General features: G+C 56.9%; 25 protein-coding genes and 1 other annotated feature. Of the genes, 7 read left to right on the forward strand and 18 right to left on the reverse strand.

All coding sequences use genetic code 11. The features are described from left to right. Positions 1-50: 50 nt before the first annotated feature. On the reverse strand, positions 51-638 hold the full coding sequence (mog, locus tag KIF87_RS17760; RefSeq protein ID WP_213329876.1) for a molybdopterin adenylyltransferase: 588 nt from the start codon (positions 636-638) through the stop codon (positions 51-53). A gap of 110 nt (positions 639-748) precedes the next feature. Further along, positions 749-1,702, reverse strand: coding sequence for a transaldolase (gene tal, locus KIF87_RS17765; protein ID WP_023334458.1), 954 nt, complete (start codon positions 1,700-1,702; stop codon positions 749-751). A gap of 262 nt (positions 1,703-1,964) precedes the next feature. On the opposite strand from tal, the gene KIF87_RS17770 reads away from it, so the two are divergent. Together KIF87_RS17770 and yaaA are read left to right on the forward strand one after the other, a co-directional pair. Continuing rightward, on the forward strand, positions 1,965-3,395 hold the full coding sequence (locus KIF87_RS17770) for an alanine/glycine:cation symporter family protein (protein ID WP_213329878.1): 1,431 nt from the start codon (positions 1,965-1,967) through the stop codon (positions 3,393-3,395). 66 nt (positions 3,396-3,461) lie between these two features. Then, a complete protein-coding gene (gene yaaA, locus KIF87_RS17775; RefSeq protein ID WP_213329880.1) occupies positions 3,462-4,235 on the forward strand; it encodes a peroxide stress protein YaaA in 774 nt (257 codons plus the stop codon). A 32-nt stretch (positions 4,236-4,267) separates the two neighbouring features. On the opposite strand, the gene KIF87_RS17780 is transcribed toward yaaA, so the two are convergent. The 7 genes from KIF87_RS17780 to yjjY form a co-directional block, all read right to left on the reverse strand. Next, a complete protein-coding gene (locus KIF87_RS17780; protein WP_213329882.1) occupies positions 4,268-4,570 on the reverse strand; it encodes a DUF2502 domain-containing protein in 303 nt (100 codons plus the stop codon). A gap of 292 nt (positions 4,571-4,862) precedes the next feature. Next, positions 4,863-6,149, reverse strand: a complete 1,287-nt coding sequence (thrC, locus tag KIF87_RS17785; RefSeq protein ID WP_213329884.1) for a threonine synthase — start codon at positions 6,147-6,149, stop codon at positions 4,863-4,865. 3 nt (positions 6,150-6,152) lie between these two features. Further along, positions 6,153-7,082, reverse strand: a complete 930-nt coding sequence (thrB, locus tag KIF87_RS17790; protein ID WP_032660770.1) for a homoserine kinase — start codon at positions 7,080-7,082, stop codon at positions 6,153-6,155. Position 7,083: 1 nt separating this feature from the next. Further along, positions 7,084-9,546 carry a bifunctional aspartate kinase/homoserine dehydrogenase I gene (thrA, locus tag KIF87_RS17795; protein WP_213329886.1) on the reverse strand — a complete coding sequence of 821 codons (2,463 nt, stop codon included), beginning with the start codon at positions 9,544-9,546 and terminating at the stop codon, positions 7,084-7,086. Positions 9,547-9,570: 24 nt separating this feature from the next. Next, positions 9,571-9,688, reverse strand: a sequence feature (Thr leader region). Further along, positions 9,627-9,695: a thr operon leader peptide gene (thrL, locus tag KIF87_RS17800; protein WP_015572623.1), complete on the reverse strand. Its 69-nt coding sequence runs from the start codon at positions 9,693-9,695 to the stop codon at positions 9,627-9,629. It overlaps the preceding feature by 62 nt. A 211-nt stretch (positions 9,696-9,906) precedes the next feature. After that, on the reverse strand, positions 9,907-10,593 hold the full coding sequence (locus KIF87_RS17805) for a tRNA/rRNA methyltransferase (RefSeq protein WP_213329888.1): 687 nt from the start codon (positions 10,591-10,593) through the stop codon (positions 9,907-9,909). Positions 10,594-10,992: 399 nt separating this feature from the next. Next, entirely contained in the window at positions 10,993-11,133 is a 141-nt protein-coding gene (gene yjjY, locus KIF87_RS17810; protein ID WP_085928893.1) for a YjjY family protein, read from the reverse strand. A 95-nt stretch (positions 11,134-11,228) separates the two neighbouring features. On the opposite strand from yjjY, the gene arcA reads away from it, so the two are divergent. After that, entirely contained in the window at positions 11,229-11,945 is a 717-nt protein-coding gene (gene arcA / locus KIF87_RS17815; protein ID WP_003856501.1) for a two-component system response regulator ArcA, read from the forward strand. Between the two features lie 46 nt (positions 11,946-11,991). Here arcA and creD read toward each other — a convergent pair whose 3' ends face one another. From creD to creA, 4 genes are read right to left on the reverse strand one after another with little or no spacing between them, the layout of a single operon-like run. Then, on the reverse strand, positions 11,992-13,344 hold the full coding sequence (creD, locus tag KIF87_RS17820) for a cell envelope integrity protein CreD (protein WP_213329890.1): 1,353 nt from the start codon (positions 13,342-13,344) through the stop codon (positions 11,992-11,994). A gap of 56 nt (positions 13,345-13,400) precedes the next feature. Then, positions 13,401-14,825: a two-component system sensor histidine kinase CreC gene (gene creC / locus KIF87_RS17825; protein ID WP_213329892.1), complete on the reverse strand. Its 1,425-nt coding sequence runs from the start codon at positions 14,823-14,825 to the stop codon at positions 13,401-13,403. Next, positions 14,825-15,514, reverse strand: a complete 690-nt coding sequence (gene creB, locus KIF87_RS17830) for a two-component system response regulator CreB (RefSeq protein WP_029740852.1) — start codon at positions 15,512-15,514, stop codon at positions 14,825-14,827. Before creB ends, creC begins: the two co-directional genes overlap by 1 nt. Positions 15,515-15,528: 14 nt before the next feature. Beyond that, on the reverse strand, positions 15,529-15,999 hold the full coding sequence (gene creA / locus KIF87_RS17835; RefSeq protein WP_032642647.1) for a protein CreA: 471 nt from the start codon (positions 15,997-15,999) through the stop codon (positions 15,529-15,531). Positions 16,000-16,210: 211 nt separating this feature from the next. Between creA and robA the strand changes: the two genes are divergently transcribed. Then, a complete protein-coding gene (gene robA / locus KIF87_RS17840; RefSeq protein ID WP_029740850.1) occupies positions 16,211-17,080 on the forward strand; it encodes an MDR efflux pump AcrAB transcriptional activator RobA in 870 nt (289 codons plus the stop codon). Here robA and gpmB read toward each other — a convergent pair. Further along, positions 17,077-17,724: a 2,3-diphosphoglycerate-dependent phosphoglycerate mutase GpmB gene (gene gpmB / locus KIF87_RS17845; RefSeq protein WP_023310332.1), complete on the reverse strand. Its 648-nt coding sequence runs from the start codon at positions 17,722-17,724 to the stop codon at positions 17,077-17,079. The two genes, robA and gpmB, sit on opposite strands and share 4 nt — an antisense overlap. Positions 17,725-17,774: 50 nt before the next feature. Between gpmB and yjjX the strand changes: the two genes are divergently transcribed. Further along, positions 17,775-18,290, forward strand: coding sequence for an inosine/xanthosine triphosphatase (gene yjjX / locus KIF87_RS17850; protein WP_032649880.1), 516 nt, complete (start codon positions 17,775-17,777; stop codon positions 18,288-18,290). Between the two features lie 27 nt (positions 18,291-18,317). Here the strand turns inward: yjjX and trpR are convergent, their stop codons facing one another. Further along, positions 18,318-18,647, reverse strand: coding sequence for a trp operon repressor (gene trpR, locus KIF87_RS17855; protein ID WP_010427104.1), 330 nt, complete (start codon positions 18,645-18,647; stop codon positions 18,318-18,320). Between the two features lie 55 nt (positions 18,648-18,702). After that, positions 18,703-20,640: a murein transglycosylase gene (gene sltY, locus KIF87_RS17860; RefSeq protein WP_213329894.1), complete on the reverse strand. Its 1,938-nt coding sequence runs from the start codon at positions 20,638-20,640 to the stop codon at positions 18,703-18,705. A 227-nt stretch (positions 20,641-20,867) separates the two neighbouring features. On the opposite strand from sltY, the gene ettA reads away from it, so the two are divergent. Further along, positions 20,868-22,535, forward strand: a complete 1,668-nt coding sequence (ettA, locus tag KIF87_RS17865; protein WP_101738274.1) for an energy-dependent translational throttle protein EttA — start codon at positions 20,868-20,870, stop codon at positions 22,533-22,535. Positions 22,536-22,626: 91 nt separating this feature from the next. Here ettA and KIF87_RS17870 read toward each other — a convergent pair whose 3' ends face one another. Continuing rightward, positions 22,627-23,526: a LysR family transcriptional regulator gene (locus tag KIF87_RS17870; protein WP_213329896.1), complete on the reverse strand. Its 900-nt coding sequence runs from the start codon at positions 23,524-23,526 to the stop codon at positions 22,627-22,629. A gap of 108 nt (positions 23,527-23,634) precedes the next feature. On the opposite strand from KIF87_RS17870, the gene KIF87_RS17875 reads away from it, so the two are divergent. Next, the gene (locus tag KIF87_RS17875; protein WP_213329898.1) at positions 23,635-24,636 is read left to right on the forward strand and encodes a zinc-binding alcohol dehydrogenase family protein; all 1,002 of its coding nucleotides are present in this window, start codon (positions 23,635-23,637) and stop codon (positions 24,634-24,636) included. Positions 24,637-24,690: 54 nt separating this feature from the next. Here the strand turns inward: KIF87_RS17875 and nadR are convergent, their stop codons facing one another. Next, complete coding sequence (nadR, locus tag KIF87_RS17880) at positions 24,691-25,923, reverse strand: multifunctional transcriptional regulator/nicotinamide-nucleotide adenylyltransferase/ribosylnicotinamide kinase NadR (protein ID WP_213329900.1); 1,233 nt, start codon at positions 25,921-25,923, stop codon at positions 24,691-24,693. Positions 25,924-25,951 lie beyond the last annotated feature (28 nt).

Genomic DNA, 25,951 nt, shown 5'->3' on the forward strand with positions numbered 1-25,951 from the left:
AGCTTTACCACGCTATCGCCGCTTCAGCTAATGTCACATATTGATTAATTTCAGGAGATTGTTTCGCGACGTGCGTTTTTCGGACGAAAAGCTGCTACCACTTTCTCATCGGTTTCCACATAGGGACCGTCAAGCAGCTGTATACAATACGGTACACTTGCAAAGATGCCGTGAACGAGGACGCTGCCATCTTCTGATTTCAGCCCTTCCAGCGTCTCTTTAATCGACTTCGGCTGGCCCGGCAGGTTAAGGATCAACGCCTGCTTGCGGATTACCCCCACCTGGCGGGAAAGAATGGCCGTCGGGACAAAGTGTAGACTTATCTGGCGCATCTGCTCGCCGAAGCCCGGCATTTCACGATCGGCAATCGCCAGCGTTGCGTCCGGCGTCACGTCGCGGCGCGCGGGGCCGGTTCCGCCCGTCGTCAGAACAAGGTGGCAGCTCATCTCATCCACCAGCTCGCAGAGCGTCTGCTCGATGATCGGCTGTTCGTCAGGGATCAGGCGGGTCTGAATGTCAAAGGGGGTGGTCAGCGCGCTGCCAAGCCACTCTTCCAGAGCGGGGATGCCTTTATCCTGGTAAACGCCGCTGGAGGCGCGGTCAGAAATCGACACTAAGCCGATGCGTAAGGTATTCATATCCATTCCATTCAAAGAGTACTGATTAAAGGGAATGATACACGCAGAGAGGAAATTCAGACAGAGGCGGGGGTAAGACGCGTGACCGGAAGCCCGGTCACGCAGAATGATTACAGCAGGTCGCCGATCATTTTTTCCAGTTTGCCCTGGTCAACAGCAAACTTACGGATACCGTCCGCCAGTTTGTCTACAGCCATTGGATCCTGGTTGTGCTGCCACAGGAACTCGGATTCAGTGATGCGCTCTGGGCGTGCTTTCACTTCACCGGTGTAGGACAGTTTACGCTCCAGAGTACCTTCGCTTTCAGCCAGCTCTTTCAGCAGGGCAGGCGCGATGGTCAGGCGGTCACAGCCAGCCAGCTCGATGATTTCACCGACGTTACGGAAGCTTGCGCCCATAACCACGGTCTCATAGCCGTGCTGTTTGTAGTATTCGTAGATTTCAGTAACAGAAACCACGCCTGGATCTTCAGCCGGTGCGTACTCTTTCTTATCGGTGTTGGCTTTGTACCAGTCCAGAATACGGCCCACGAACGGAGAAATCAGGTATACGCCCGCTTCTGCACATGCACGCGCCTGCGCGAAGGAGAACAGCAGGGTCAGGTTACAGTTGATACCGTCTTTTTCCAGCTGCTCTGCCGCGCGGATACCCTGCCAGGTGGAAGCCAGTTTGATCAGGATACGGTCGTTGCTGATGCCAGCGTCGTTGTACATTTTGATCAGACGTTTCGCTTTGGCGATAGACGCTTCGGTGTCGTAGGAGAGACGCGCATCCACCTCGGTAGAGATACGGCCAGGAACCAGCTTCAGGATTTCCAGACCGATGTTCACTGCCAGCTTGTCGGTGGCATCCACAACCTGCTGCGCGCGGTCGTTGCTCTGTGCTTTCGCCCAGGTCACTGCGTCGTCAATCAGTTTGCGATACTCAGGGATCTGTGCGGCGTTAAGGATCAGAGAAGGGTTAGTTGTGGCATCCTGCGGCTGGTACAGCTTCATTGCCGCGATATCTCCGGTGTCAGCTACGACAGTGGTGAACTGACGAAGGGAGGTCAATTTATCCGTCATGATAGTGTTTCTCTTTTAACGTGCCCTGGATAATTCACGCTACCGACAGCATGCCTGCAGCGGAAAAATGACAGGTTTACTTGTTAGGGGGATGTAACCGGTCTGCCCTGATGATAACACGACGGAGGGGTAGCGCAACCGCAGACAGTGCGCTTAGGCAGAGTATGGTAAACTGGGAAGATTAACAGGCTGCTAAGCAACAGCATGCCCAATCAGTGGTAGCGCTTACATATTCACATTGGCATCAACAAGAGGGACGTTAATGCCTGATTTCTTTTTCTTTATTAACGAAGTCCTCTGGGGTTCGATAATGATTTACCTGCTTCTGGGAGCAGGTATTTGGTTTACGCTACGCAGTGGGTTCATCCAGTTTCGTTATATTCGCAAGTTTGGCAGAAGTCTGAAAAACAGCGTTACGCCCCAGCCGGGCGGATTAACGTCGTTCCAGGCACTCTGTACCAGCCTGGCGGCACGGCTCGGCAGCGGTAATCTGGCGGGCGTTGCGCTGGCCATCAGCGCGGGCGGGCCAGGCGCGGTCTTCTGGATGTGGGTGACGGCGCTACTCGGAATGGCCACCTCCTTTGCCGAAAGTTCGCTCGCCCAGCTTTATAAAGAGAAAGATAAAAACGGCCAGTTTCGCGGTGGTCCTGCCTGGTACATGGCGCGTGGCCTGGGGATGCGCTGGATGGGCGTCCTGTTCTCGCTTTTTTTACTGCTCGCGTACGGTCTTATTTTTAATACCGTCCAGGCAAATTCTGTCGCCAATGCCCTGAGCTACGCCTTCTCCTGCCCGGAGTGGGTCGCCGGTATCGCTTTAGCCCTCGTCGTTCTGCTCACCATTTCTGCCGGTCTTAAGGGCATCGCCCGCCTGATGCAGTGGCTGGTTCCCATTATGGCGCTGCTCTGGGTTGTGGCGAGTCTGTTCGTCGCCGCACTGCATATCGACCTGGTTCCGGGCGTGATTGCGACCATCTTCAAAAGCGCCTTTGGCTGGCGCGAGGTGGCCTCCGGGGCGCTGGGCTACACCTTCAGCCAGGCGCTGATGGCGGGTTTTCAGCGGGGAATGTTCTCCAACGAAGCCGGTATGGGATCAACCCCCAACGCGGCAGCCGCCGCCTCTTCCTGGCCGCCGCACCCGGCCGCACAGGGCATTGTGCAGATGATTGGCGTCTTTACCGATACCATTATCATCTGTTCCGCCAGCGCCATGATTTTGCTGCTGGCAGGCCCCGTACCGCATTCGTCGGGAACCGCCGGGATACAGCTTCTCCAGCAGGCGCTGGTGAACCTGACCGGCGGCTGGGGTGCAGGGTTTGTCTCGCTCATCCTGATCCTGTTTGCCTTCAGCTCGATTGTGGTGAATTACCTCTACGCCGAAAATAACCTTATTTTCCTGAAGCTCGACTCGCGCGCCGCAATCGGAACCCTGCGCCTGGGGGTCATACTGATGGTGATAGCAGGCTCCCTGCTCAGTATGCCGCTGGTCTGGCAGCTGGCCGATATTATTATGGCGCTGATGGCGATCACTAACCTCACGGCGATCCTGCTGCTCTCGCCCGTTGTGACCCTGATTGCCAGAGACTATCTGCGCCAGCGCAAACTCGGCGTGCCACCGGTATTTGATCCCGCCCGCTATCCCGACATTAAGGCGCAGCTTGCCCCCGGCACGTGGGATGATTTGCCGCGACAATAACAGCTATCGATCAATTCAGGGCGATTTTTTGCTAAAGTCGCTCTAAATTTCCTGCAAGGACTGGATATGCTGATTCTGATTTCACCTGCAAAAACGCTCGACTACCAGAGCCCGCTCGCCACCGAGCGCTATACCCAGCCTGAACTGCTGGACTACTCGCAACAGCTGATCCGCGAAGCGCGTAAGCTCTCTGCGCCGCAAATCGCCTCGCTGATGAGCATCAGCGACAAGCTGGCCGATCTTAACGCGACCCGCTTTCACGAGTGGCACCCGGATTTCACCCCGGCGAACGCTCGCCAGGCGATTCTGGCCTTTAAAGGCGATGTCTATACCGGCCTGCAGGCGGAAGATTTTAGCGAAGCCGATTTCGATTTTGCCCAGCAGCATCTGCGCATGCTGTCGGGTCTGTACGGCGTACTGCGCCCGCTGGACCTGATGCAGCCGTATCGTCTGGAGATGGGGATTCGCCTGGAAAATGCCAAAGGCAAAGACCTGTACCATTTCTGGGGCGATATCATTACCGACAAGCTGAACGCGGCGCTGCGCGCTCAGGGCGATAACGTGGTGATTAACCTGGCATCCGATGAGTACTACAAGTCGGTGAAACCGAAAAAGCTGGATGCAGAGATTATCAAACCGGTGTTCCTCGACGAGAAGAACGGCAAGTTCAAGGTGATCAGCTTCTACGCCAAGAAAGCGCGCGGCCTGATGAGCCGCTACATCATCCAGAACCGCCTGACGAAGCCGGAGCAGCTGACCGCCTTTAACAGCCAAGGCTATTTCTTTGACGAGGCGTCGTCGGGGAGAGGCGAGCTGGTGTTTAAGCGCCACGAGCAGTAAAAACAAACCCCGCCAGATGGCGGGGTTTTGCATTAATGGTGTTTCCAGTCCGGGCCGCGATCGTCACGGTGGTCATCGTGGTGATGGTCATCATGGCGATCGTCATGTTTACGATGCTCATCATGTGGACGCCAGTGGTTATCACGCCAGTCATAGTGCGCTTTCCACCAGTCGTGGTCTCGCCAGCGGCCGCCGTCCCAGTAGTGCCCGTTGTTATCCTGGTCGCCAATCTGCAGTTTTACCGCAGGTATGAGGGTAATTTCAGACGCCTGAACCGCCATGGGGGCGGCCAGCACCAGTGAAAGCGCGATGAGTGCAGGTTTCAGTGTAGACACAGGTGACTCCTTATTCTTCTTGCCCAACGTGGGCCGATGTAAGGAGATTACGCGAGGGGAACGGGGGATGTTATTCTCTGCAATCCTAAACGCTAAGTGACCGCATTTATTGGGAATTTCTGCTTTTTTCCTGCTTTATTTCTCCTTAATTTCTTCACAAAAAAGCCGGGTGGCGGCTTCGCCTTACCCGGCCTCGGTACAGTACTGCTGTTGCCGGGTGACGCTGCGCTTACCCGGCCTACGTTCTGAGCCGTTGTAGGTCGGGTAAGGCGTAGCCGCCACCCGACACAAATCACGCTCGAGCCATCATCAGCTTACGCAGCGCGGCAAAATCTGCCGGCAGTTCATGAGACAGCAGCGGCAGGTCGGCACGCTCGGCCAGCTCTTTCGGCAGCGACAGCGTTTCGCCCAGGATCGCTTCCACGCTCTCTTTGAACTTCGCCGGATGCGCGGTGCCCAGGAACAGGCCGTATTCACCCGGGTTAAGCTGGTCGCGCAGCGCGCGGTAGGCAATCGCCGCATGCGGTTCAGAGGTATACCCCACCGCCTTCAGCTCGCGCATGGTCGCTTTGGTGGTTTCATCCGTCACCGCGGCGTAGCCCAGGTCACCCAGACGCCAGATCTTACGACGGAACAGCTCTTCCACGCGCGGCCAGTTGTTCGGCTGCGACACATCCATCGCATTAGAGAGCGTTGCCTGCGTGGCGTTCGGCGCCCACTTCCCGTCTTTCAGGAAGCGCGGCACGGTGTCGTTGGCGTTGGTGGCGGCGATAAAGCGTTTCACCGGCAGACCCAGGGATTTCGCCAGCAGGCCCGCCGTCAGGTCACCGAAGTTGCCGCTCGGCACGGAGATCACCAGCTGGTTGCGCGCTTCCTGCGGCAGCTGCGCCACCGCTTCGAAGTAGTAGCAGATCTGCGCCAGCAGACGGCTGATGTTGATAGAGTTGGCGGAGTTCAGACCCAGGGCCACCTTCAGCTCTTCATCGTCGAAGGCCTGCTTGACCAGCGCCTGGCAGGCATCGAAATCGCCGTCAATTGCCACGGTTTCAATGTTGCCGCCGAGCGTACAGAACAGTTTTTCCTGCAGCGGGCTGATTTTGCCTTTCGGATAGAGGATCACCACGCGGACGTTTTTCAGGCCGTAGAACGCGTGCGCCACCGCCGCACCGGTATCGCCGGAGGTTGCGGTCAGGATGGTCACCGGTTTGTCGCCGCTGATGTGGGTCAGCATCTGCGCCATAAAGCGGCCGCCGAAGTCTTTAAACGCCAGGGTCGGGCCGTGGAACAGCTCCAGGCAGCCAACGTCAGGCTCAACCTGCTTCACCGGCGCCGGGAAAGCGAACGCCGCACGCACGCGCTCTTCCAGCAGTTCCTGCGGGATTTCATCGCCGATAAACGCCGAGAGAATTTTGGTGCTGCGGGTAACAAAGTCCTGCTTCAGCAGCTCGTCGATGTCGGTCAGCTGAACTTCCGGCAGGTCATGCGGGAAAAACAGCCCCTGGTTTTTGCCCAGCCCCTGAGTTACCGCCTGCGCGAAGCTGACCTGCTCGTTATGATCTTTAAGGTTGTAGAGTTTCATTGATTATCCCAGTACTCGTGCGCCAGCCGTGTCCAGACGGCAAATATGAACAAAGCCTTCCTGATTTTGCAGGTAGTGTTTAGAGAGCCAGTCCGCCACGCGCTGCGCGGTGTCAGGCTTGTCGCAAAGGGCGAACAGCGTCGGGCCGGAGCCGGAGATGCCGCACGCCTGCGCGCCGATATCCATCGAGGCCTGTCGCGCCTCGTTAAAGCCGGGCAGCAGCTTCGTGCGGTACGGCTCGGCAATGACGTCTTTCATCAGCTTCGCCGCCAGCTGCGGCTGACGGGTGTAGCAGGCGTGAATAAAGCCCGCCAGATGACGCCCGTGGGCGATACAGTCCTGACGACGATACTGCGCGGGCAGGATCGCACGCGCTTCCGCGGTAGAAACCTTAATGCCCGGATAGGCCAGCACCCACAGCCACTCATCAAACCCTGGCACCTGCTGGCTGATGATGCCATTTTCTTCGATCATCAGCTGCATGCCGCCGAGGAAGCACGGCGCCACGTTGTCATAGTGAATGCTGCCGGAGATGCGCCCTTCCAGCTCGCCCATTAACCCCAGCAGGCGGTTGTTGTTCAGCGGCTTGCCGCAGTGCTCGTTCATCGCCACCAGCGCGGCGACTACCGAGCAGGCGCTGGAACCCAGTCCCGAGCCAATCGGCATGCTTTTTTCCAGCGTCATGGCAACCGGCACGTTTTTGCCGATCTCCTGACAGAAGCGTTCCCAGCACTGATAGACGATATTTTCGCGCGGCTCAGACGGCAGTTTGCTGGCGAAGCGGCCCACGTTATTCAGGCTGAAGCTATCCGCCGCTTCCACCGTGACCGTATCGCCCAGCAGCGAACCATCCACCGGCGTCACCGCCGCACCCAGCACGTCAAATCCGACGCTCATATTCGCGCTGGAAGCCGGGGCATAAACTTTGACCATGTTAAACTCCTAACTTCCATGACAGGGTACGCAGCAGATCGGCAAACACACCCGCCGCCGTAACATCGTTCCCTGCGCCATAGCCGCGAAGCACCAGCGGCAATGGCTGATAATAGTGGCTGTAAAACGCGAGGGCGTTTTCGCCGTTTTTGACTTTGTACAGCGGGTCGTTGCCATCCACTTCGGCAATCTTCACCCGGCACACGCCATCTTCTTCAATGTTGCCAACATAGCGCAATACCTTACCTTCATCACGGGCTTTCGCAACGCGCGCGGCAAAAGCGTCGTCAAGCTGTGGCAAATTCGCCATAAAGGCGCTGACGTCACCGCCGTCATCAAATTCTGCCGGCAGGACAGGTTCAATCACGATATCCGAAAGCTCAAGCTCGCGGCCCGTTTCACGCGCGAGGATCAGCAGCTTGCGCGCCACGTCCATCCCGGAAAGGTCGTCGCGCGGATCCGGCTCGGTATAGCCCAGCTCGCGCGCGGCGCGGGTGGCTTCCGACAGGCTCATCCCTTCATCCAGCTTGCCGAAGATAAACGACAGCGAGCCGGAGAGAATGCCGGAGAAACGCTGCAGTTCGTCGCCCGCGTTCAGCAGGTTTTGCAGGTTCTCGATAACCGGCAGCCCCGCGCCCACGTTGGTGTCGTACAGGAACTTGCGGCGCGACTTGCTCGCCGCCAGACGCAGCTGGTGATAGTAATCCATCGACGAGGTGTTGGCCTTTTTGTTCGGCGTCACCACGTGGAAACCTTCGCGCAGGAAGTCGGCGTACTGATCGGCCACCGCCTGGTTCGAGGTACAGTCGACGATCACCGGGTTGAGCAGGTGGTACTCTTTCACCAGACGGATCAGGCGGCCCAGGTTGAACGGCTCTTTCGCCTCGTTCATCTCGGCCTGCCAGTTCTCCAGGTTCAGACCGTGAACGTTGGTGAGTAGCGCTCTGGAGTTGGCAATTCCGCAGACGCGCAGATCGATATGTTTCTTCTTCAGCCACTCCTGCTGACGCTTCACCTGCTCCAGCAGCGCGCCGCCCACGCCGCCCACGCCAATCAGGAACAGCTCGATGACCTGATCGGTGTTGAACAGCATCTGGTGAACCACGCGTACGCCGGTGGTGGCGTCATCGTTGTCCACGACAACAGAAATTGAACGCTCAGACGAGCCCTGGGCAATCGCCACGATATTGATATTGGCGCGCGCCAGCGCGGCAAAGAACTTGGCGGAGATACCGCGCAGCGTGCGCATGCCGTCGCCGACCACAGAGATGATCGCCAGACGCTCCTGAATGGAGAGCGGCTCCAGCAGCTCTTCTTTCAGCTCCAGATAGAACTCTTCCTCCAGCGCGCGGCGGGCGCGCAGGCAGTCGGCCTGCGGCACGCAGAAGCTGATGCTGTACTCGGAAGAGGACTGGGTGATCAGCACCACCGAAATACCGTTGCGTGACATGGCCGCAAACACGCGCGCCGCCATGCCGACCATCCCCTTCATCCCCGGACCGGAGACGCTGAACATCGCCATGTTGTTGAGGTTGGAAATGCCTTTCACCGGCAGACCGTCCTCATCGGTACTCGCGCCAATCAGCGTACCCGGCGCCTGCGGGTTACCGGTATTTTTAATCAGGCAAGGGATCTGGAACTGGGCAATCGGGGAGATGGTACGCGGGTGAAGCACTTTAGCGCCGAAGTAGGAAAGCTCCATCGCTTCCTGGTACGACATCGACTTCAGCAGTCTGGCATCGGGTACCTGGCGCGGGTCGCAGGTATAGACGCCGTCGACGTCAGTCCAGATCTCACAACAGTCCGCGCGTAAACAGGCGGCCAGCACGGCGGCGGAGTAGTCGGAGCCGTTACGGCCCAGCACCACCAGCTCGCCCTTCTCGTTACCGGCGGTGAAGCCCGCCATCAGGATCATGTGGTCAGCGGGAATTTTGCTTGCGGCGATACGGCGGGTTGATTCGGCAATATCAACGGTGGATTCGAGGTAGTGGCCCACCGCCAGCAGTTTTTCAACCGGGTCAATTACGGTCACGCTATGGCCGCGCGCTTCCAGCACGCCCGCCATGATGGCGATTGAGAGTTTTTCGCCCCGGCAGATCAGCGCCGCGTTGATGCTGTCCGGGCACTGGCCGAGGAGGCTGATGCCGTGCAGGACGTGTTTGATTTGCGCGAATTCCTGCTCAACGAAGGACTTCAGCTGAGCGTGCGGGAAGCCAGGCAGCGCCTCTGCCAGCCCTTGCAGTAAGTCAGCGAAGATACGCTCTGCGTCGCTGATGTTCGGGAGTGCATCCTGGCCACCGATGGTTTTTTCAATCATCGCCACCAGATGGTTCGTGATTTTTGCCGGGGCAGAGAGCACGGTCGCAACCTGCCCCTGCCTGGCGTTGCTTTCCAGGATATCGGCAACACGCAGAAAACGTTCTGCATTTGCCACTGATGTACCGCCGAACTTCAACACTCGCATGGTTCTACCTCGTTTCCTTTAGCCGAAAAAAAAGCCCGCACTGTCTAGGTGCGGGCTTTTTTTTGTTTTTCCTGTACGCGTCAGCCCGCATCGTTACCTGTGGTAATGATGATGGTTGTAGTAATGGTGGTGATGCTGATGCGTTTCATGGATGTTGTGTACTCTGTCATTATTATCTGTCTGTGCTGTATTCTTTTAGGGTTAAAGGATCGGGCACCTTAAGTCAACGAATTTTTAATTTGATCACAATTCGGGAGACTCTCACGTCCCGCTGCTTGCAGATTTATTTTCATCCGATTCGCCCAATAGCAACCCTTCTGGACAGACTTATTCGCCATAGTAAAAACTTATGGCAGTATTTTACTCGGCCAATTTTTTTTCAATATCGTGCAGCAAACGGTGCAGCATTGCGGTGTCCCGCTGCTCAAGACGCCCCAAACGCTGCTGCAGCCAGTCAGCCATTTTTTGATCGTCCGTCACCCCCAACTGAGATAACAGCTGCTCAACGCGCGCCCGCAGCGCAGCCAGCTGATTTTCATTTGCCCCTTCTGCCTGAGGCTGGGGGATTTGTATTAGGGAGGCTAATTGATAGCAGTAGACCATAACCGCCTGGCCTAAATTCAGGGAGGGGTAATCGGCTACCATCGGCGCGCCGGTAAGAACGTCCGCCAGCTCCAGCTCTTCGTTGGTTAATCCGGAATCCTCGCGACCAAACACCAGTGCGGCTTTATCCAGCCACTGGCTTTTCTCGCTCAGCATCGGCACCAGTTCAGCCGGGGTGGCGTAGTAGTGGAACTTCGCCCGGGTGCGCGCGGTGGTTGCAACGGTAAATGAAATGTCGTGCAGCGCATCAGCCAGCGTCGCGTAAGTGGTTATATTATCGAGAATATCGCCTGAACCATGTGCCACCCAACGTGCCGCAGGCTCCAGGTGGGCCGTGCTGTCCACAATACGTAAATCGGTAAAACCCATGGTCTTCATGGCACGCGCGGCAGCGCCTATATTTTCTGCTCTGGCTGGGGCAACCAGTACAATCGACAGATGCATTTATGGTCTCTTTTTAATCAGTTAGCGGGTAAAAATGTGATGCGCCTCAACATATTACGCAGCGCGAATTTACAAAATTGCAACACAAATCACCGAAATAGCGTTTCATAACAAATTAAAAACGCTAAACTATTCCTTGTCTGAACAATCAGTTAGAATGTTAACAGAACACTATTATCCCTATGTTTTATAATGATAATAGCGACATGAATACCCTATTCTGATTGGATTCGCTTCGTTTATAAATCAATGTCCGCAACTAGTTGGTTTATTGAAAAATTGTGACAAAGGCTAGCATTCGGCTACGATGATTTCATCAAACTGTTAACGTGCTACAATTGAACTTGATATATGTCAACGAAGCGTAGTTTTATTGGGTGTCTGGTGTCACTTAGCCTGTTATGTTGCTGTTAAAATGGTTAGGATGACAGCCGTTTTTGACACTGTCGGGTCCAAAGGGAAAGTACCCAAGACCAAGCTAATGATGTTGTTGACGTTGATGGAAAGTGCATCAAGAACGCAATTACGTACTTTAGTCACGTTAAGCCGATCATGTTAATTTGCGACATGCATCAGGCAGGTCAGGGACTTTTGTACTTCCTGTTTCGATTTAGTTGGCAATTTAGGTAGCAAACATGCAGACCCCGCACATTCTTATCGTTGAAGACGAGTTGGTAACACGCAACACGTTAAAGAGCATTTTCGAAGCAGAAGGCTACGATGTCTTTGAAGCGACCGATGGCGCAGAGATGCATCAGATCCTTTCTGAAAATGATATCAACCTGGTGATCATGGATATTAACCTGCCGGGCAAAAACGGTCTTCTTCTGGCGCGCGAACTGCGCGAGCAGGCGAACGTCGCGTTAATGTTCCTGACGGGCCGTGATAACGAAGTTGATAAAATTCTTGGCCTGGAAATCGGTGCGGATGACTACATCACCAAACCGTTTAATCCACGCGAGTTAACCATTCGTGCACGCAACCTGCTGTCCCGCACCATGAACCTGGGTACGGTCAGCGAAGAGCGTCGTAGCGTAGACAGCTACAAATTCAACGGCTGGGAACTTGATATCAATAGCCGTTCGCTGATTAGCCCGAACGGTGAGCAGTATAAACTGCCGCGCAGTGAATTCCGCGCGATGCTGCACTTCTGCGAAAACCCGGGCAAAATTCAGTCCCGTGCAGAGCTGCTGAAGAAAATGACCGGCCGTGAGCTGAAACCGCACGACCGTACCGTAGACGTGACCATCCGTCGTATTCGTAAGCATTTCGAATCTACGCCAGATACGCCGGAAATCATCGCCACGATCCACGGTGAAGGGTACCGTTTCTGCGGCGATCTGCAGGAGTAATCCCGCAGTTAACGCATTAAAAAACGGCGCATTTGCGCCGTTTTTTTTATTTCCAGATCCGCATCGTATCGTCATCCGATGCTGCGGGTGGCTCAGGTCGCTTCGGCTGAGAGAGCGAGTACCAGTCGAAATGCCGGGTCAGATACATCACGGCGAACAGCGCCAGCGCGAGAACCGCTGACCCCAACAGCAGCGCGCTGTCCTCCGAGCGCAGCAGGAACCACATCACCACGTCCAGCCCGAGCAGCGCCAGCACAAACAGCCCGCTGCGCTTCCAGCTTTTCAGCACGGCCTGCAGGTACATTCCGTTCATCGCTGCGCCTACCAGGCTTGCAACAACCCAGGCTGGCGTAAACCCGACGTGTTCTGACAGCGCCAGCAGCACCAGATAGAACAGGACCAGCGACAGCCCCACCAGCAGATACTGCATCGGATGAAGGCGCAATCCGGTTAAGGTTTCGAAGACAAAGAAGGCCATAAACGTCAGCGCAATCAGCAAAATGGCGTACTTGATCGCACGGTCGGTCAGCTGATACTGATCGGCGGGCGTGGCTACCGTGACGCTAAAGGCCGGGAGTGCCTCCCACTCCGGCGACTCCTTGTCGTAGAACCAGCTTTCAAGGTTATTTGCAAACCAGCTGCTCTGCCAGTTCGCCTGGAAACCAGACTCGCCAATCTGATGCTTAACAGGGAGATAATCGCCCATAAAGCCCGGATGCGGCCAGTTGCTGGTGAGGGTCATTTCGCTATTACGCCCTACCGGTACCACCGCAAAACTGCCGGTTCCCGCCAGGCTGAGGGACATCTCAAGCGCAAACGTTTTGGCTTCCAGCGCTTTGTCGGTCAGCGGGATGTGGATCCCTGCAAGCGCCCCGTAGACGCCTGAGCCGGGTTCCACGCTTAGCGTCTCACCGTTGATTTTAGAGATACTGACCGTGCCAATGCCCCGCGCGTCGCCAACGCCCGTCACGATAAACGGCTGCCCTGTCGCGATCGTTTCCCCTTTCAGCTGCTTCAGCTCGTCGGTATTAAACTGCGCTTTTATCTTCAGGTCAGTGTTCCAGATTTGCCCGTCGTAGATGCCAATATTGCGGGACTCCACGCGCTGGTTCCCTTCCACAACCAGAGATTCCGGCAGAATGAAATGCATATAGCTTTTCTTGTATTCGACTTTCTTCTCGTCCTCTATCTTGTAAAAGATCTCCGTCATCGGAATCGCAATCATCGGACCGACCAGCTTTTGCGGTCCGCTGGTGCTCTGACGAAGCGTATTTTCGACATCGTTGCGGTAGCTCTCCCGCTCTGATATCAGGTTACTGACCATAAAAAGCGGGACTAACAGCAGCAGGATGCACCCCAGCAGGGTGCTTACTTTCCAGAACAGGGGGGATTTCATCATTACGTCTCCTTTGTGATGAGGAGAGCGTAACCAGGCCGTGTGGGGTCAGTTTGAAGTTATGTGAAGAGACGGTGAAGCGTCAGCGTGGCCATCACGCCGCCTTCATCACGATTACGCAACGTAATCTCTCCCTGATGCAAACGTGCCACCTCCTGGACAAACGCCAGCCCGAGTCCGCTGCTCTTCAACCCGTTCTCGCGCGGCAGGGAATAAAAGCGTTCAAAAATACGCGCCAGCGCGTAATCCGGGATCCCGCTTCCGCTGTCGGTGACGAGAAGCTGTATCTGCCCCTGCTCTTCCCGGGCCGCCAGTTCAATGGCGCCCCCCTGCGGCGTAAAATCGATAGCGTTATCCAGCAAATTACCGAGCGCCTGCTCGAGCAGGTCGGGATCGCCTTCAACATGAAGCGAAGCGGGCTGGAGTGTCAGCCCAATCTCTTTTGCCGCCAGCACCGCCGAGCGGGCGTCGGCAAGACGCGTAAACAGCAGGTCGACGCGGACGGTCTGAGGCGTAATCTCGACCCGATTTTCAAGCCGCGCCTGGGTGAGCAGTTTTTCAACCAGCGACTGCATGCGCGCGTTTTGCACCAGAATATTATCGATAAACCGCGCGGCCACCTGCGGCGGCGGCTGCTCGGCGAGAATTTCCGCCGCGCCGCGTATAGCGGCGATGGGGCTTTTCAGCTCGTGGGTGAGCGCATGGACATAGTGTTCAATGTAGTTTTTCCCTTCCAGGCGAATGCGCATATTCTCCAGCGCCAGGGCCAGCTTGTGCAGTTCGCTGCTGCCAGGATTAGGCAGCGGGAGAGGCGTATCCGTGGTCACCGAGTCGGCATAGCGCGATAACGTACTGATAGAACGATTGATCCACCAGGCGACGAGAAGACCGATCAGCAGGGCAATGCCGAGCAGCGCCCCGCCTGCCCACAGGATCCGCCGCTCGCTGCGATGGATAACCGGGGCCATCGCGCTGTTAGGTTTCCCGACCGACAGCACGCCGATAATCTTGCCCTGATCCACAACCGGCGCGGCAACATACATCACCGTGCTCTCCGGATCGTCAGGATGGCTCTGGGTACTGCGCGCGCCGTATTCACCGCGAAGCGTCAGCCAGACATCGTTCCAGCGCGAGTAATCTTGCCCCACGGCCAGACCGGCGGAATCAAACACGACGCGGCCCTGCGCATCGGTCATGTAGACGTGGTACTCGTTACGCACTTTATGAATCCCGCCGATATTGGCGCGGAAGGGGCGCTGATGAAGCTGAGAAAAGGCCTGCGCCAGTTTGCCCTGCTGCGCATGACCCGAAAGCAAATCATCACGTCCAATTTCAGCCAACAGAGTCGCGGTGTCGATCAACGTGCCCTCGGTTGCCCTGCGCACGCCGGGCTTTACTTCCTGAACAAAGATCGACAGCACAAACCACGCGGCGATGGCCACGATCAGAAAATACCCCAGCAATAGCCGCATCCCAATGCGCATCAGTAAAGGCCCAGACTGTAGCCCATACCGCGATGGGTGCTGATGGGTGACAGTTCCTCGTTCACCGCCCGCAGCTTGGCGCGCAGGGTTTTGATGTGGGTGTCCACGGTACGATCGAAGCTGTCGCCGTCTTCACCCCACACCTTGTCCATGAGCTGCTGACGAGAAAAGACCCGCCCGGGAGCCTGCAACAAGGTTTTGAGCAGCAAAAACTCGTAGCGGGTCAGGGGCAATGCTTCCCCGCACCAGCTAATTCGCGCGGCAGGCTCGTTCAGTTCAAACTGCCCGATGCGCAACGTTTCTGCTGGCGCGGCGGATTTTTGCATGCGCCGTAAAATCGTCCGCACCCGGGCGCAGACTTCACGAGGTGAAAAAGGTTTCGCAACGTAGTCATCAGCGCCCATTTCCAGGCCAAGCAGCTTGTCTACCTCATCACTGCGCGCCGTCAGAAACAGCACGGGCAGTGAAGGATGCTGCGCCAGCAGCTGGCGGCAAAGCTCAAATCCACTGATGTCCGGCAGCCCGACGTCCAGAATGGCGAGCGCCGGAGCCTGCCGCCGCGCCGCCTCCAGCACGGGTAAACCGCGTTCAAACGCCTTTACCGCGAATCCCTCCTGCTGAAGCATGTAGATCAGCGTATCGGCGATACTGGTTTCGTCTTCAACCAGCCAGACCACAGGTTGTTGCATGGTTCATCCCTGAATTAATGCCACGGCATAATCGGCACCGCGCTGATCGCGTTTTTCGGCGAGCCTTCCACCACTTTGTCAGAATAGGCGAGGTAAGCCAGGGTGTTGCGTTTGGCATCATAGAAACGCACCACCTGCAGCTTTTTAAACACCAGCGAGGTCCGTTTCTGGAATACCACGTCGCCCTGCGCTTTACCGTTTTTAATTTTATCGCTCAACTCAACCGGCCCCACCTGCTGACAGGAAATCGCCGCATCGGAGGTATCTTCCGCCAGCCCCAGCCCGCCTTTGATACCGCCCGTTTTCGCGCGGCTGACGTAGCAGGTGACGTTTTTCACGTCCGGATCGTCAAACGCCTCCACCACGATTTTGTGGTCTGGGCCAAACATTTTGAACACGGTATCGACGGAGCCAATCTGTTCTGCCTGCGCCGCGCGCCCGACCATCAGCATCAACGCGGTGAAGATCAAAGTCTTGTATTTCATATTGTTACCATTCTTTAAAATTACACTGAGCGATTATTCAACACTTTAGACAAAAATGTAGCAAGATCACAGGATTAGAATATATCTGCCTGTAATGTGCTCTAAAAAGCATGAATGCGCAAAAAAAACACTGAATGCTAAAACATCAAAAAATGCTATTATCCGCTAACCTGTTATCAGGCACCTGCTGTTTTAAGGATGAGGATAGTATATGGATCAGGCTGGAATTATTCGCGACCTGCTCACCTGGCTGGAAGGTCATCTCGACCAGCCTTTGTCACTGGATAATGTGGCGGCTAAAGCAGGCTATTCCAAGTGGCATCTGCAAAGGATGTTCAAGGATGTCACCGGTCATGCTATCGGGGCCTATATTCGCGCACGTCGTTTATCAAAATCTGCTGTGGCACTGCGCCTGACCGCGCGGCCGATTCTGGATATTGCCCTGCAATATCGTTTCGATTCGCAGCAGACCTTCACCCGCGCCTTTAAAAAACAGTTCTCGTTGACGCCAGCGCTTTATCGTCGCTCGCCTGACTGGAGCTCGTTTGGCATGCGTCCGCCGCTGCGTCTGGGCGAGTTCGCAATGCCGAAATATGAAATTGTCGCGCTGCCGGAAACCCATCTGATCGGCACAACCCAGAGCTACTCCTGTTCACTGGAGCAGATTTCTGAGTTCCGTCATCAGATGCGCGTCCAGTTCTGGCGCGACTTCCTGAGCCACGCACCGGCGATCCCGCCAATTCTGTATGGCCTCAACGAAACGCACCCAAGCCAGGAAAAAGACGACGAGCAGGAGGTGTTCTACACCACCGCGCTGACGCCAGAGATGGCCAATGGGTATATTCAGGGTTCGAAGCCTGTCGTGCTGGAAGGCGGCGAATACGTGATGTTCGCCTATGAAGGGCTGGGAACGGGGGTTCAGGAGTTTATCCTGACCGTTTACGGAACCTGCATGCCGATGCTGAATCTGAATCGCCGTAAGGGTCAGGACATTGAGCGCTACTACCCGGCGCAGGATGCCAAACCGGAAGAAGGCCCAATCAATCTGCGTATGGAATTCTTGATTCCGATACGTCGTTAACGCTGCAGTTCGTCAAGCGCAGGGGCATCAAGATGCGAAATGTCCCCTGCCATCTCCACTACCCAGCCCGAGGCCAGCCACGCGCTTTCCTGATAGTCAATTCGGGAAATGGAGCAGTTGCGCAGACGCAAACGGCGCTCAGCGTAGGCCGGTAACCCCAGAATGGTGCTCACCAGGCAACCCAACGCAATCCCGTGACTCACCAGCAGCGGACGGCTTCCCGCCGGAAGCTTCAGGCATTCCGCCAGTGCGGCATGCATGCGTACGCTGAGCTCCTGCATGGATTCGCCTTCAGGAATACGGCCATCTTCGGTACCGTTCACCAGCGTGCGGCGCCAGCCCTCTTCCGCTTCCGTCAGCGTATCGATATGGCGTTTTTCCAGCACGCCCATATCCAGCTCGCGCAGGCGCGGCTCCAGCATGACGTCACAGCCGCAGGCATCTGCGATGATGCGCGCCGTCTGCTGTGTGCGACCTAAATCGCTGGTAATCACGTGGGTAATCCCCAGCGTTCTGGCGCGTTCCGCCACCTGCCACGCTTGCTGCACACCCTTCTCAGTGAGAGGACTGTCTGACTGGCCTTGAATACGTCGCTCGGCGTTCCACTGCGTTTCACCGTGGCGAACAAGGTATACCTGTAACATGCTTTTTTTCCGTTATACTGCGATGAGTTTTTTTTGAATCGAGCTTAATTATGCACCATGTTGTCTCTGCTACCACTAATCCTGCCAAAATTCAGGCAATTCTAAGGGCATTTGACGAGATCTTCGGCGCAGGATCCTGCCATATTGAGGCCATCGGCGTCGAGAGCGGCGTACCTGAACAACCCTTTGGCAGCGAGGAAACGCGCGCTGGCGCACGAAATCGCGTGGCAAACGCTAAGGCCGCGGCACCGGATGCTGACTTTTGGGTAGCGATTGAAGCAGGTATCGACGAAGGCGCAACTTTTAGCTGGGTGGTCATCGAAAGCCGCGAGCAGCGAGGTGAAGCGCGTTCGGCCACCCTGCCGCTGCCGGAGATCATTCTGGAAAAAGTCCGTGCGGGTGAAGCGCTCGGGCCGGTGATGTCGCAGTACACCGGCATTGATGAGATTGGTCGTAAAGAAGGAGCGATTGGCGTCTTTACCGCAGGCGCGCTGACGCGTTCAGGCGTTTACCACCAGGCGGTGATTCTGGCGTTAAGCCCGTTCCATAACGCGATTTATCGGTAAGTTTCCAGGCCGGATAAGGCGTAGCCGTCATCCGGCGTTTTTCAGCAATACCGCTTCCAGCCACTGGCGCAGCTCAACCGGTGCCGACTTCAGGCTGTTCGAGCCGCGGGTGATCGTTGCGATACCCGCACCAAGCTCATTTTTCAGCTCACGCTGGCTCATCTCACCGCGCAGCAGCTCCTCAATGATCCGCACGCGCGTGCCCAGCGCCTCACGCTCGTCCGGCGTGAGCATCAGCTGCATAAGGGGCAAGTGCAAATCCTGCTCGTAAGACTGACGCAGCAGCTCCACAAAACGAAGCCACTCCTGATGACGTTGTTCGGCCATTGCCGAGGAATACGGGGAATGCTGGGTCATGTTATGCTGCCTCTTGTACTCATTAGCGAGTACAGCATAACACAACCCACGCCGATCAGTAACGTCTCTGCCACTCGGCATCGCTCATCAGGGTATCTTTCTGCCCCATGAAGTAGCGATAGTAGGCGTCATAGGCCAGCACGTTCTTCACGTACCCGCGCGTTTCCGAGAACGGGATGCTCTCGACAAACGCTACGGCGTCGATGCGTCCGGCGCTGTTGCCGAGCCAGGTACGCACGCGTCCAGGCCCCGCGTTATACGCCGCCGAAGAGAAGATGCGGTTATTGCCGAACTGCTGATACACGTACTGGAGATAGCTGGTACCGATGTTGATATTGGTATCCGGATCCAGGAGCTGTGACGGGCTGCTGTACCCCGGAATATTAAACATCTTCACCGTGTGCGTCGCCGTGCCCGGCATGATCTGCATCAGGCCGCTGGCGCCCACCGGGGAACGGACTTTCGGGTTCCAGGCGCTCTCCTGACGAGCGATCGCCATCGCGTAGCTTTGCGGGATATCTTTGCCGCTGGTATAGCGATCGAAAAGATCTTTATACGCCAGCGGGAAACGCTCTTCGAGATGATCCCAGAGCTTGCCGGCGATCGTCGCCTGCACGCTGAGATCCCACCAGTGATTATCAAACGCATAGCGGGCAAGCTGGGCTTTCTCATCGGTGGTGCGGCTGGTCACCAGATTCGCCCACTCGCTGCGCGCGGTGTTATCCATATTCCAGTACATCAGCTCGCGAACGCGCGCCATTTCTGGCCCCTGCGTCAGCGCCGGGTTCGCGTTAGCGGGCGCTTTATCAATGCGGAAGGTGTACTCCTCGCCCAGACGCTGCGCGGCGGCCATCGGGTAAAACCCGCGCTGCTGCATCAGCGTATGGAGGATCTCTTTAGCTTCATCATCACGACCGCGCTCCATCAGCAGATCGGCCTGCCAGTAGCGCCATTCGTCTTTCTCTTTGGCCTCCATTGGCAACCGCGCGAGCCAGGTATTCAGCCCACGGCGATCGCCCGTGCCCAGCGCCATGCGCACGCGGCGCTCCACCAGCGACGTGGAGTTCGAACGCATAATGGCATCGTCACGCCAGCGCGCCTGTTCATCGGTCACATCGGTGCCCATCAGTCGCCACGCCACGATGTCGCGCAGCTCCTGGGTTTGCTCCTCATTGAGCTGCTGCGCCTGCACCAGCTGCGGGATCATCAGCCGCGCGTTTTCCACATCGTCACGCGCCACGCTGGCAAAGGCCACCGCCGCCATCTGGCGGGTAAAATCGGTCGCGCCCGTACTGCGGGCAAAGGTCAGCACGCTGTTTGGATCGTTAGCCAGCGAGATAACCGCGGTGGAGATCGTCTGGTAATCGGACGGCATCTGCCCCGCCAGCGAGGTCACCAGACGCGTGTTACCGGCTTTCATCGCCAGACGGATGCGCTCAAGGTAGGACAGCGGATCCTGCTTGCCGGAAGCGCGCCATGCGCCGAACAGGGAATCACAGGCGTTCGGCTGGTTTTTCCCGGTCAGCCAGAGCTCTTTCGCCCCGGCCCAGGCCTCTTCCTGCTGGCCGGTCGCCCATTTCGCGTAGTAATAGTTACACTGGGCTTCGGTGGCGTTCGGCTTTTCAGGGCTAAACGCCAGCAGTCCGCGCCAGTCTTCGCGGCGCGCCAGCTCATTCACAAAGCGAGACTGGAGATTTCGGGCAGGCGGCAGGGTCGGGTTCGCCTGAATGAAGTTATTCACGGTGACGGTAGGCTGGTTCATCAGATCGTCGGTTATCTGGCGATACTCCAGATACGGATACAGCGGATAATCCTTTAGCGTCGGCATCAGCGCCTGCACGGTATCCATCTGCTTGTTGTCCCACGCCTGTTTAATCTGGGCGTAGCGGTTACGTTGTTCATCCAGTGAATCGGCATGCACCGCCTGGCTTACCGCCATTACGCATACGCTGGCAGCCAGCAGACGCCAGACCACCCGTTTGGCTTTTTCCACAAGCTCTTCCTCATTGTTTTTTCGTCAATTGCAGCGTCTTGCCACGTCAAAGTCTAATTAACTTATGCTAACCAGGCATCCTTCAACGCGCCACGTCATGGACACTTTTTTACCTTTCTTGCGCGTTTTAACACTCCCGACGTTCCTGGCTGGGATTAGGACGTGAAAAAGGCTACACTTCGAGGCTGAAATTCCTTCTCATCACGATAAAAGAGGCGAAGTCCAACGTGGCTCAATTCGTTTATACCATGCATCGTGTCGGCAAAGTTGTCCCGCCGAAACGTCATATTCTTAAAAATATCTCGCTGAGCTTCTTCCCGGGCGCAAAAATTGGTGTTCTGGGTCTCAACGGTGCCGGTAAGTCCACCCTGCTGCGCATCATGGCGGGCATCGATACAGACATCGAAGGTGAAGCCCGTCCGCAGCCTGGCATCAAGATTGGCTACCTGCCGCAGGAACCTCAGCTGAACCCGGAACACACCGTTCGCGAATCCGTTGAAGAAGCGGTTTCCGAAGTGGTTAACGCGCTGAAAGGTCTGGATGAAGTGTATGCCAAATACGCCGAACCGGATGCGGACTTCGACAAGCTGGCCGCGCAGCAGGGCAAGTATGAAGAGATTATCCAGGCGCACGACGGTCACAACCTGAACGTGCAGCTGGAGCGCGCGGCTGATGCCCTGCGTCTGCCGGACTGGGATGCGAAAGTTGAGAAGCTCTCCGGGGGTGAACGCCGCCGCGTGGCGCTGTGCCGCCTGCTGCTGGAAAAACCAGACATGCTGCTGCTCGACGAACCAACCAACCACCTGGATGCGGAATCCGTGGCGTGGCTGGAGCGCTTCCTGCACGACTTCGAAGGCACCGTTGTGGCGATCACCCACGACCGTTACTTCCTCGACAACGTCGCTGGCTGGATCCTGGAGCTGGACCGCGGCGAAGGTATTCCGTGGGAAGGCAACTACTCCTCCTGGCTGGAGCAGAAAGATCAGCGTCTGGCGCAGGAAGCTTCTCAGGAAGCGGCGCGTCGCAAGTCTATTGAGAAAGAGCTGGAGTGGGTTCGTCAGGGCGCGAAAGGCCGTCAGTCTAAGGGCAAAGCCCGTCTGGCACGCTTCGAAGAGCTGAACAACACCGAATACCAGAAACGTAACGAAACCAACGAACTGTTTATTCCGCCTGGAGCACGTCTGGGGGATAAAGTGGTTGAAGTCAGCAACCTGCGCAAGTCTTACGGCGACCGCCTGCTGATCGACGACCTGAGCTTCTCCGTACCGAAAGGCGCTATCGTTGGCATCATCGGTCCGAACGGCGCGGGTAAATCGACCCTGTTCCGCATGATGTCCGGTCAGGAACAGCCTGACAGCGGCTCTATCACCCTGGGTGAAACCGTGAAGCTGGCCTCCGTTGACCAGTTCCGTGACGCGATGGATAACAGCAAAACCGTGTGGGAAGAAGTCTCCGGCGGTCTGGATATCATGCGTATCGGCAACACCGAGATGCCAAGCCGCGCCTATGTTGGCCGCTTCAACTTCAAAGGCACCGACCAGGGCAAACGCGTGGGCGAGCTGTCCGGCGGCGAGCGCGGTCGTCTGCACCTGGCGAAGCTGCTGCAGGTTGGCGGTAACGTTCTGCTGCTCGATGAACCAACAAACGACCTGGACATTGAAACTCTGCGCGCGCTGGAAAACGCCCTGCTGGAGTTCCCGGGCTGCGCGATGGTTATCTCGCACGACCGCTGGTTCCTGGACCGTATCGCGACCCACATCCTGGACTACCAGGACGAAGGTAAAGTGGAGTTCTTCGAAGGTAACTTCACCGAATACGAAGAGTACAAGAAACGCACGCTGGGCGCCGACGCGCTGGAGCCGAAGCGTATTAAGTACAAGCGTATTGCGAAATAAAAGCAAAACGGCAACTTCGGTTGCCGTTTTTTATGTTTGTACCCTCTCCCCGTGGGAGAGGGTCAGGGTGAGGGCATCAGGCCGCACAAAATCACCCACCCACGTAATACCGCTTCACCTCATCGAACTGCATCGCAAACTCGATATAGCTCATCAGCGCGGGCGAGTTCAGCTTGCGGCTTGGGTACGCCAGCCAAAGATCGTTACCTTCAACATTCCACTCCGGCAGCACCTGAACCAGCGCACCCTTTTCGATCTTATCCTCCAGCAGAAACGCGGGTAACAGCGTGATCCCCGCACCGGCAATCGCACACTCGCGGGCGTATACCAGATTATCGGTCATGTGTGCGTTATCCGGCAGGTAGCGGTAATCCTCGCTTTCGCTTCGCAGAAGCCACTCCGACCATGCCCGGTGCGTAATGCAGCGGTGTTCCACCAGCTGACGGGGATGAATTAACGATTCCCGACGCGCCAGATAGTCCGGCGAGGCCAGCATGTAGCGCGGGCAGTGCCCGATCATCCGGCCAATCAGGGAGGAGTCCTGCGGCTTGCCGGTACGCAGCGCCACGTCAAACCCGGCCTCGACCAGATCCACCACGTCATCAGAGATCGACACGTCCAGCGACACGTCAGGATAGCGAAGCTGGAACTCGGCATTCATATGCGCCAGCAGCGTCGCCCCTATCCCCGCCGGGCAGGTGATCCGCAGCCGCCCGCTCGGGTTTTCGCGCAGCCGCTGAATGGCGTACTCCGCCCGCTCGCTGGCCGCCAGCATCTCACGACAGTGCACCAGATAGTGCTCGCCCGCAAATGTCAGGCTGATCCTGCGCGTGGTGCGGTTGAGCAGACGGATCCCCACCTGCTGCTCCAGCTGGCTAATTCGCTGGCTAACGCTGGATTTCGGCAGTTCCGCCTTCTGCGCCGCCGCGGTAAAGCTGCCCATCTCCGCCACCAGCGCGAACAGCGCCATATCCTGCAGCTGTTTAAACATGATTGTTCATCCTGTACGAACGCTGAGTTCTTGATTGTCCATCTTATCACGCAGCTGTCCACTTTATAGACTAGCCTCAACAAAACGCATTCCATTGAGGAGCACACCATGTCTGTTAAAGCCATCGCCGTTAACCCAGAAAATCCGTCCACCTTCATTGAAATCACCCCGCCGATGCCGCAGCCCGGCGAGCACGATCTGCTGGTAGAGGTGAAGGCCGTCTCCGTTAACCCGGTCGATACCAAAGTCCACGCGGGCGTTGCTAAAAACGGGCTGAACGCGCCGCGCATTCTCGGGTGGGATGCCAGCGGGATCGTCAAAGCCGTTGGGGCTGGCGTCACCGGATTCAAACCGGGGGATGAAGTGTGGTACGCGGGCGACATCACCCGCCCGGGCAGCAATACCACGCATCAGCTGATCGATGCGCGGATTGTCGGGCACAAGCCTGCCAGCCTCGGCTGGGCGGCTGCCGCTGCACTGCCCTTGACCGCGCTCACCGCGTGGGAAGGTCTGTTTGAACGGCTGAATATTCAGGATGCCGGGGCGGACAAAACGCTGCTGATCATCGGCGGCGCGGGCGGCGTGGGATCGCTGGCGATCCCGTTTGCGAAGCACAACAGCAAGGTGAAGATCGTCGCAACCGCTTCGCGAGAAGATTCCGCCCGGTGGTGCCGCGATCGCGGGGCTGACGTTGTCGTCAACTACCGCGACCTGAAAGGCGAGCTGGCGAAACACGGGCTCACCTTTGTGGATTATATTTTCATCCTCAACGACACCGACGGGCACTGGGATGCGGTCAGCGAACTGATTGCGCCGCAGGGGCATATCTGCTCTATCGTCGAGAATGAACGTCCGCTGAACCAGGACAAGCTGAAGTCCAAATCCGCCGCCCTGCACTGGGAATTTATGTATACCCGCAGCATGTACCAGACGGCAGATATGGCGCGTCAGGGGGAGATCTTAGATGAGGTGGCGAAGCTGGTGGATAACGGCGTGGTGGAAAGTTCGCTGAGTGAAACGCTGCATGGGCTGAGCGTGGAAAGCATTACCGAGGCGCACCGTAAGGTGCTGGAGGGGCATATGCGGGGGAAAGTGGTGGTTGAGTTCTGAGTGGTTTGATGCCCTCACCCCGGCCCTCTCCCACAGGGAGAGGGAGGTTAACGCCTACCCCTGCTCCCCCATCATCTCCTTCACCAGCTCGACGCAGCGCAGGAAGCGGGAGTCGTAGTCCGACTCTTCCACATGCACAAACTCAACGTTGTTCTCGTTGAGCATCTCCACCAGCATGGTCTGAAACTCTCGCCTGTCCACGGAGCTGCCGAGGCTGCGCATGCCGTCAGCCACCCACGGGGTGTTGTTCTCCAGCAGGATCACCAGGTCAAAGCGGTATTCGTCAATCAGCGCCTGCACGAACGGGTGCTCGCGCCCTTCGTATTTTTTACAGAACGCCTGCGTGGTGACGAAGTCGGTATCGATAAACGCCACTTTGTTGGCGTATTTCACCGCAAAATCAATGTACTGGGCGTGTCCGAGCGCAATTTTGTCATAGTCGGAATACTGCAGTGCCATCTCGTCGCCGCCAAGGTGCGAGAAGACATAATCGCGGCCATACTCCCACGCGCTGGTGGTGTTGAAGATGTTCGCCAGCTTGTTGACCAGCGTTGATTTACCGCTCGACTCGCCGCCCAGAATAGCTACCGTGCGCACGAAGAACGGCTTCACTTCGGTCGGAATGTAATCCCAGTAGCGGAACGGGTTTTCGCGGATCTGCGCCCCGCTGATGTTCATAAAGGTGCGTTTCGGATCGATCAGCACCGTCTCGATGCCCAGATGCTCGCGGAACTGCGGCGCGTCGGACTCTTCAGAGGTGTAGATCCAGTTCGGCGCAATCCCCTTGTCTTCCATAAAGGTTTTTACACCGTTGCTCCACACGTCCCAGCCGTGCGGATACGGCTCCATGCCCTCTTCGTTAAAGGCATGAATACGAATGTTTTTCTGATACTTAAAGGTCTGGAGCAGCCAGCGCAGGCGGTCTGACACCGTGGGCTGCTGCGACATGGCGCTGTCTTCGAACAGCTGGCGGTCGCGGGTTTCGTCGTAGCCCATGATGATGTGCAGCTCGTCAACCTGGCTACAGGCGCGCTGGATCAGATAGATATGCCCGGTATGCAGCGGGTAAAACTTGCCGAACACCACGCCGATGTTCTTTTGCATACGCGGGAACTCCAGCCCCAGAAAGCGGTGCAGCGCTTCGAGCTTCTGCGCGCTGGGGCTTTTGATTTTGGCGTTCAGCAGCTGGCTCAGGTAGCCTTTGGTCATGCCGCTGGCGTCCGCCACCTGCTGCAGCGTGCAGCCCTTCTGGCGGATTGCGGTCTTGATGTAGTCAAATGATGACATAAATTACGGTGCCTCCTGCAAAATCAAA

This window comes from Enterobacter sp. 120016 (genome assembly GCF_018383635.1).
GTDB classification, from domain to species: Bacteria; Pseudomonadota; Gammaproteobacteria; order Enterobacterales; family Enterobacteriaceae; genus Enterobacter; species Enterobacter asburiae_D.

Coding starts and splice junctions, on each gene's coding strand:
- KIF87_RS17870 (WP_213329896.1), bottom strand. CDS start 23,526: ATGTTTAAACAGCTGCAGGATATGGCGCTGTTCGCGCTGGTGGCGGAG.
- yjjX (WP_032649880.1), top strand. CDS start 17,775: ATGCACCATGTTGTCTCTGCTACCACTAATCCTGCCAAAATTCAGGCA.
- creC (WP_213329892.1), bottom strand. CDS start 14,825: ATGCGCATTGGGATGCGGCTATTGCTGGGGTATTTTCTGATCGTGGCC.
- creB (WP_029740852.1), bottom strand. CDS start 15,514: ATGCAACAACCTGTGGTCTGGCTGGTTGAAGACGAAACCAGTATCGCC.
- gpmB (WP_023310332.1), bottom strand. CDS start 17,724: ATGTTACAGGTATACCTTGTTCGCCACGGTGAAACGCAGTGGAACGCC.
- mog (WP_213329876.1), bottom strand. CDS start 638: ATGAATACCTTACGCATCGGCTTAGTGTCGATTTCTGACCGCGCCTCC.
- thrC (WP_213329884.1), bottom strand. CDS start 6,149: ATGAAACTCTACAACCTTAAAGATCATAACGAGCAGGTCAGCTTCGCG.
- creD (WP_213329890.1), bottom strand. CDS start 13,344: ATGATGAAATCCCCCCTGTTCTGGAAAGTAAGCACCCTGCTGGGGTGC.
- thrA (WP_213329886.1), bottom strand. CDS start 9,546: ATGCGAGTGTTGAAGTTCGGCGGTACATCAGTGGCAAATGCAGAACGT.
- robA (WP_029740850.1), top strand. CDS start 16,211: ATGGATCAGGCTGGAATTATTCGCGACCTGCTCACCTGGCTGGAAGGT.
- creA (WP_032642647.1), bottom strand. CDS start 15,999: ATGAAATACAAGACTTTGATCTTCACCGCGTTGATGCTGATGGTCGGG.
- tal (WP_023334458.1), bottom strand. CDS start 1,702: ATGACGGATAAATTGACCTCCCTTCGTCAGTTCACCACTGTCGTAGCT.
- KIF87_RS17805 (WP_213329888.1), bottom strand. CDS start 10,593: ATGCATCTGTCGATTGTACTGGTTGCCCCAGCCAGAGCAGAAAATATA.
- nadR (WP_213329900.1), bottom strand. CDS start 25,923: ATGTCATCATTTGACTACATCAAGACCGCAATCCGCCAGAAGGGCTGC.
- yaaA (WP_213329880.1), top strand. CDS start 3,462: ATGCTGATTCTGATTTCACCTGCAAAAACGCTCGACTACCAGAGCCCG.
- KIF87_RS17770 (WP_213329878.1), top strand. CDS start 1,965: ATGCCTGATTTCTTTTTCTTTATTAACGAAGTCCTCTGGGGTTCGATA.
- trpR (WP_010427104.1), bottom strand. CDS start 18,647: ATGACCCAGCATTCCCCGTATTCCTCGGCAATGGCCGAACAACGTCAT.
- KIF87_RS17875 (WP_213329898.1), top strand. CDS start 23,635: ATGTCTGTTAAAGCCATCGCCGTTAACCCAGAAAATCCGTCCACCTTC.
- thrB (WP_032660770.1), bottom strand. CDS start 7,082: ATGGTCAAAGTTTATGCCCCGGCTTCCAGCGCGAATATGAGCGTCGGA.
- arcA (WP_003856501.1), top strand. CDS start 11,229: ATGCAGACCCCGCACATTCTTATCGTTGAAGACGAGTTGGTAACACGC.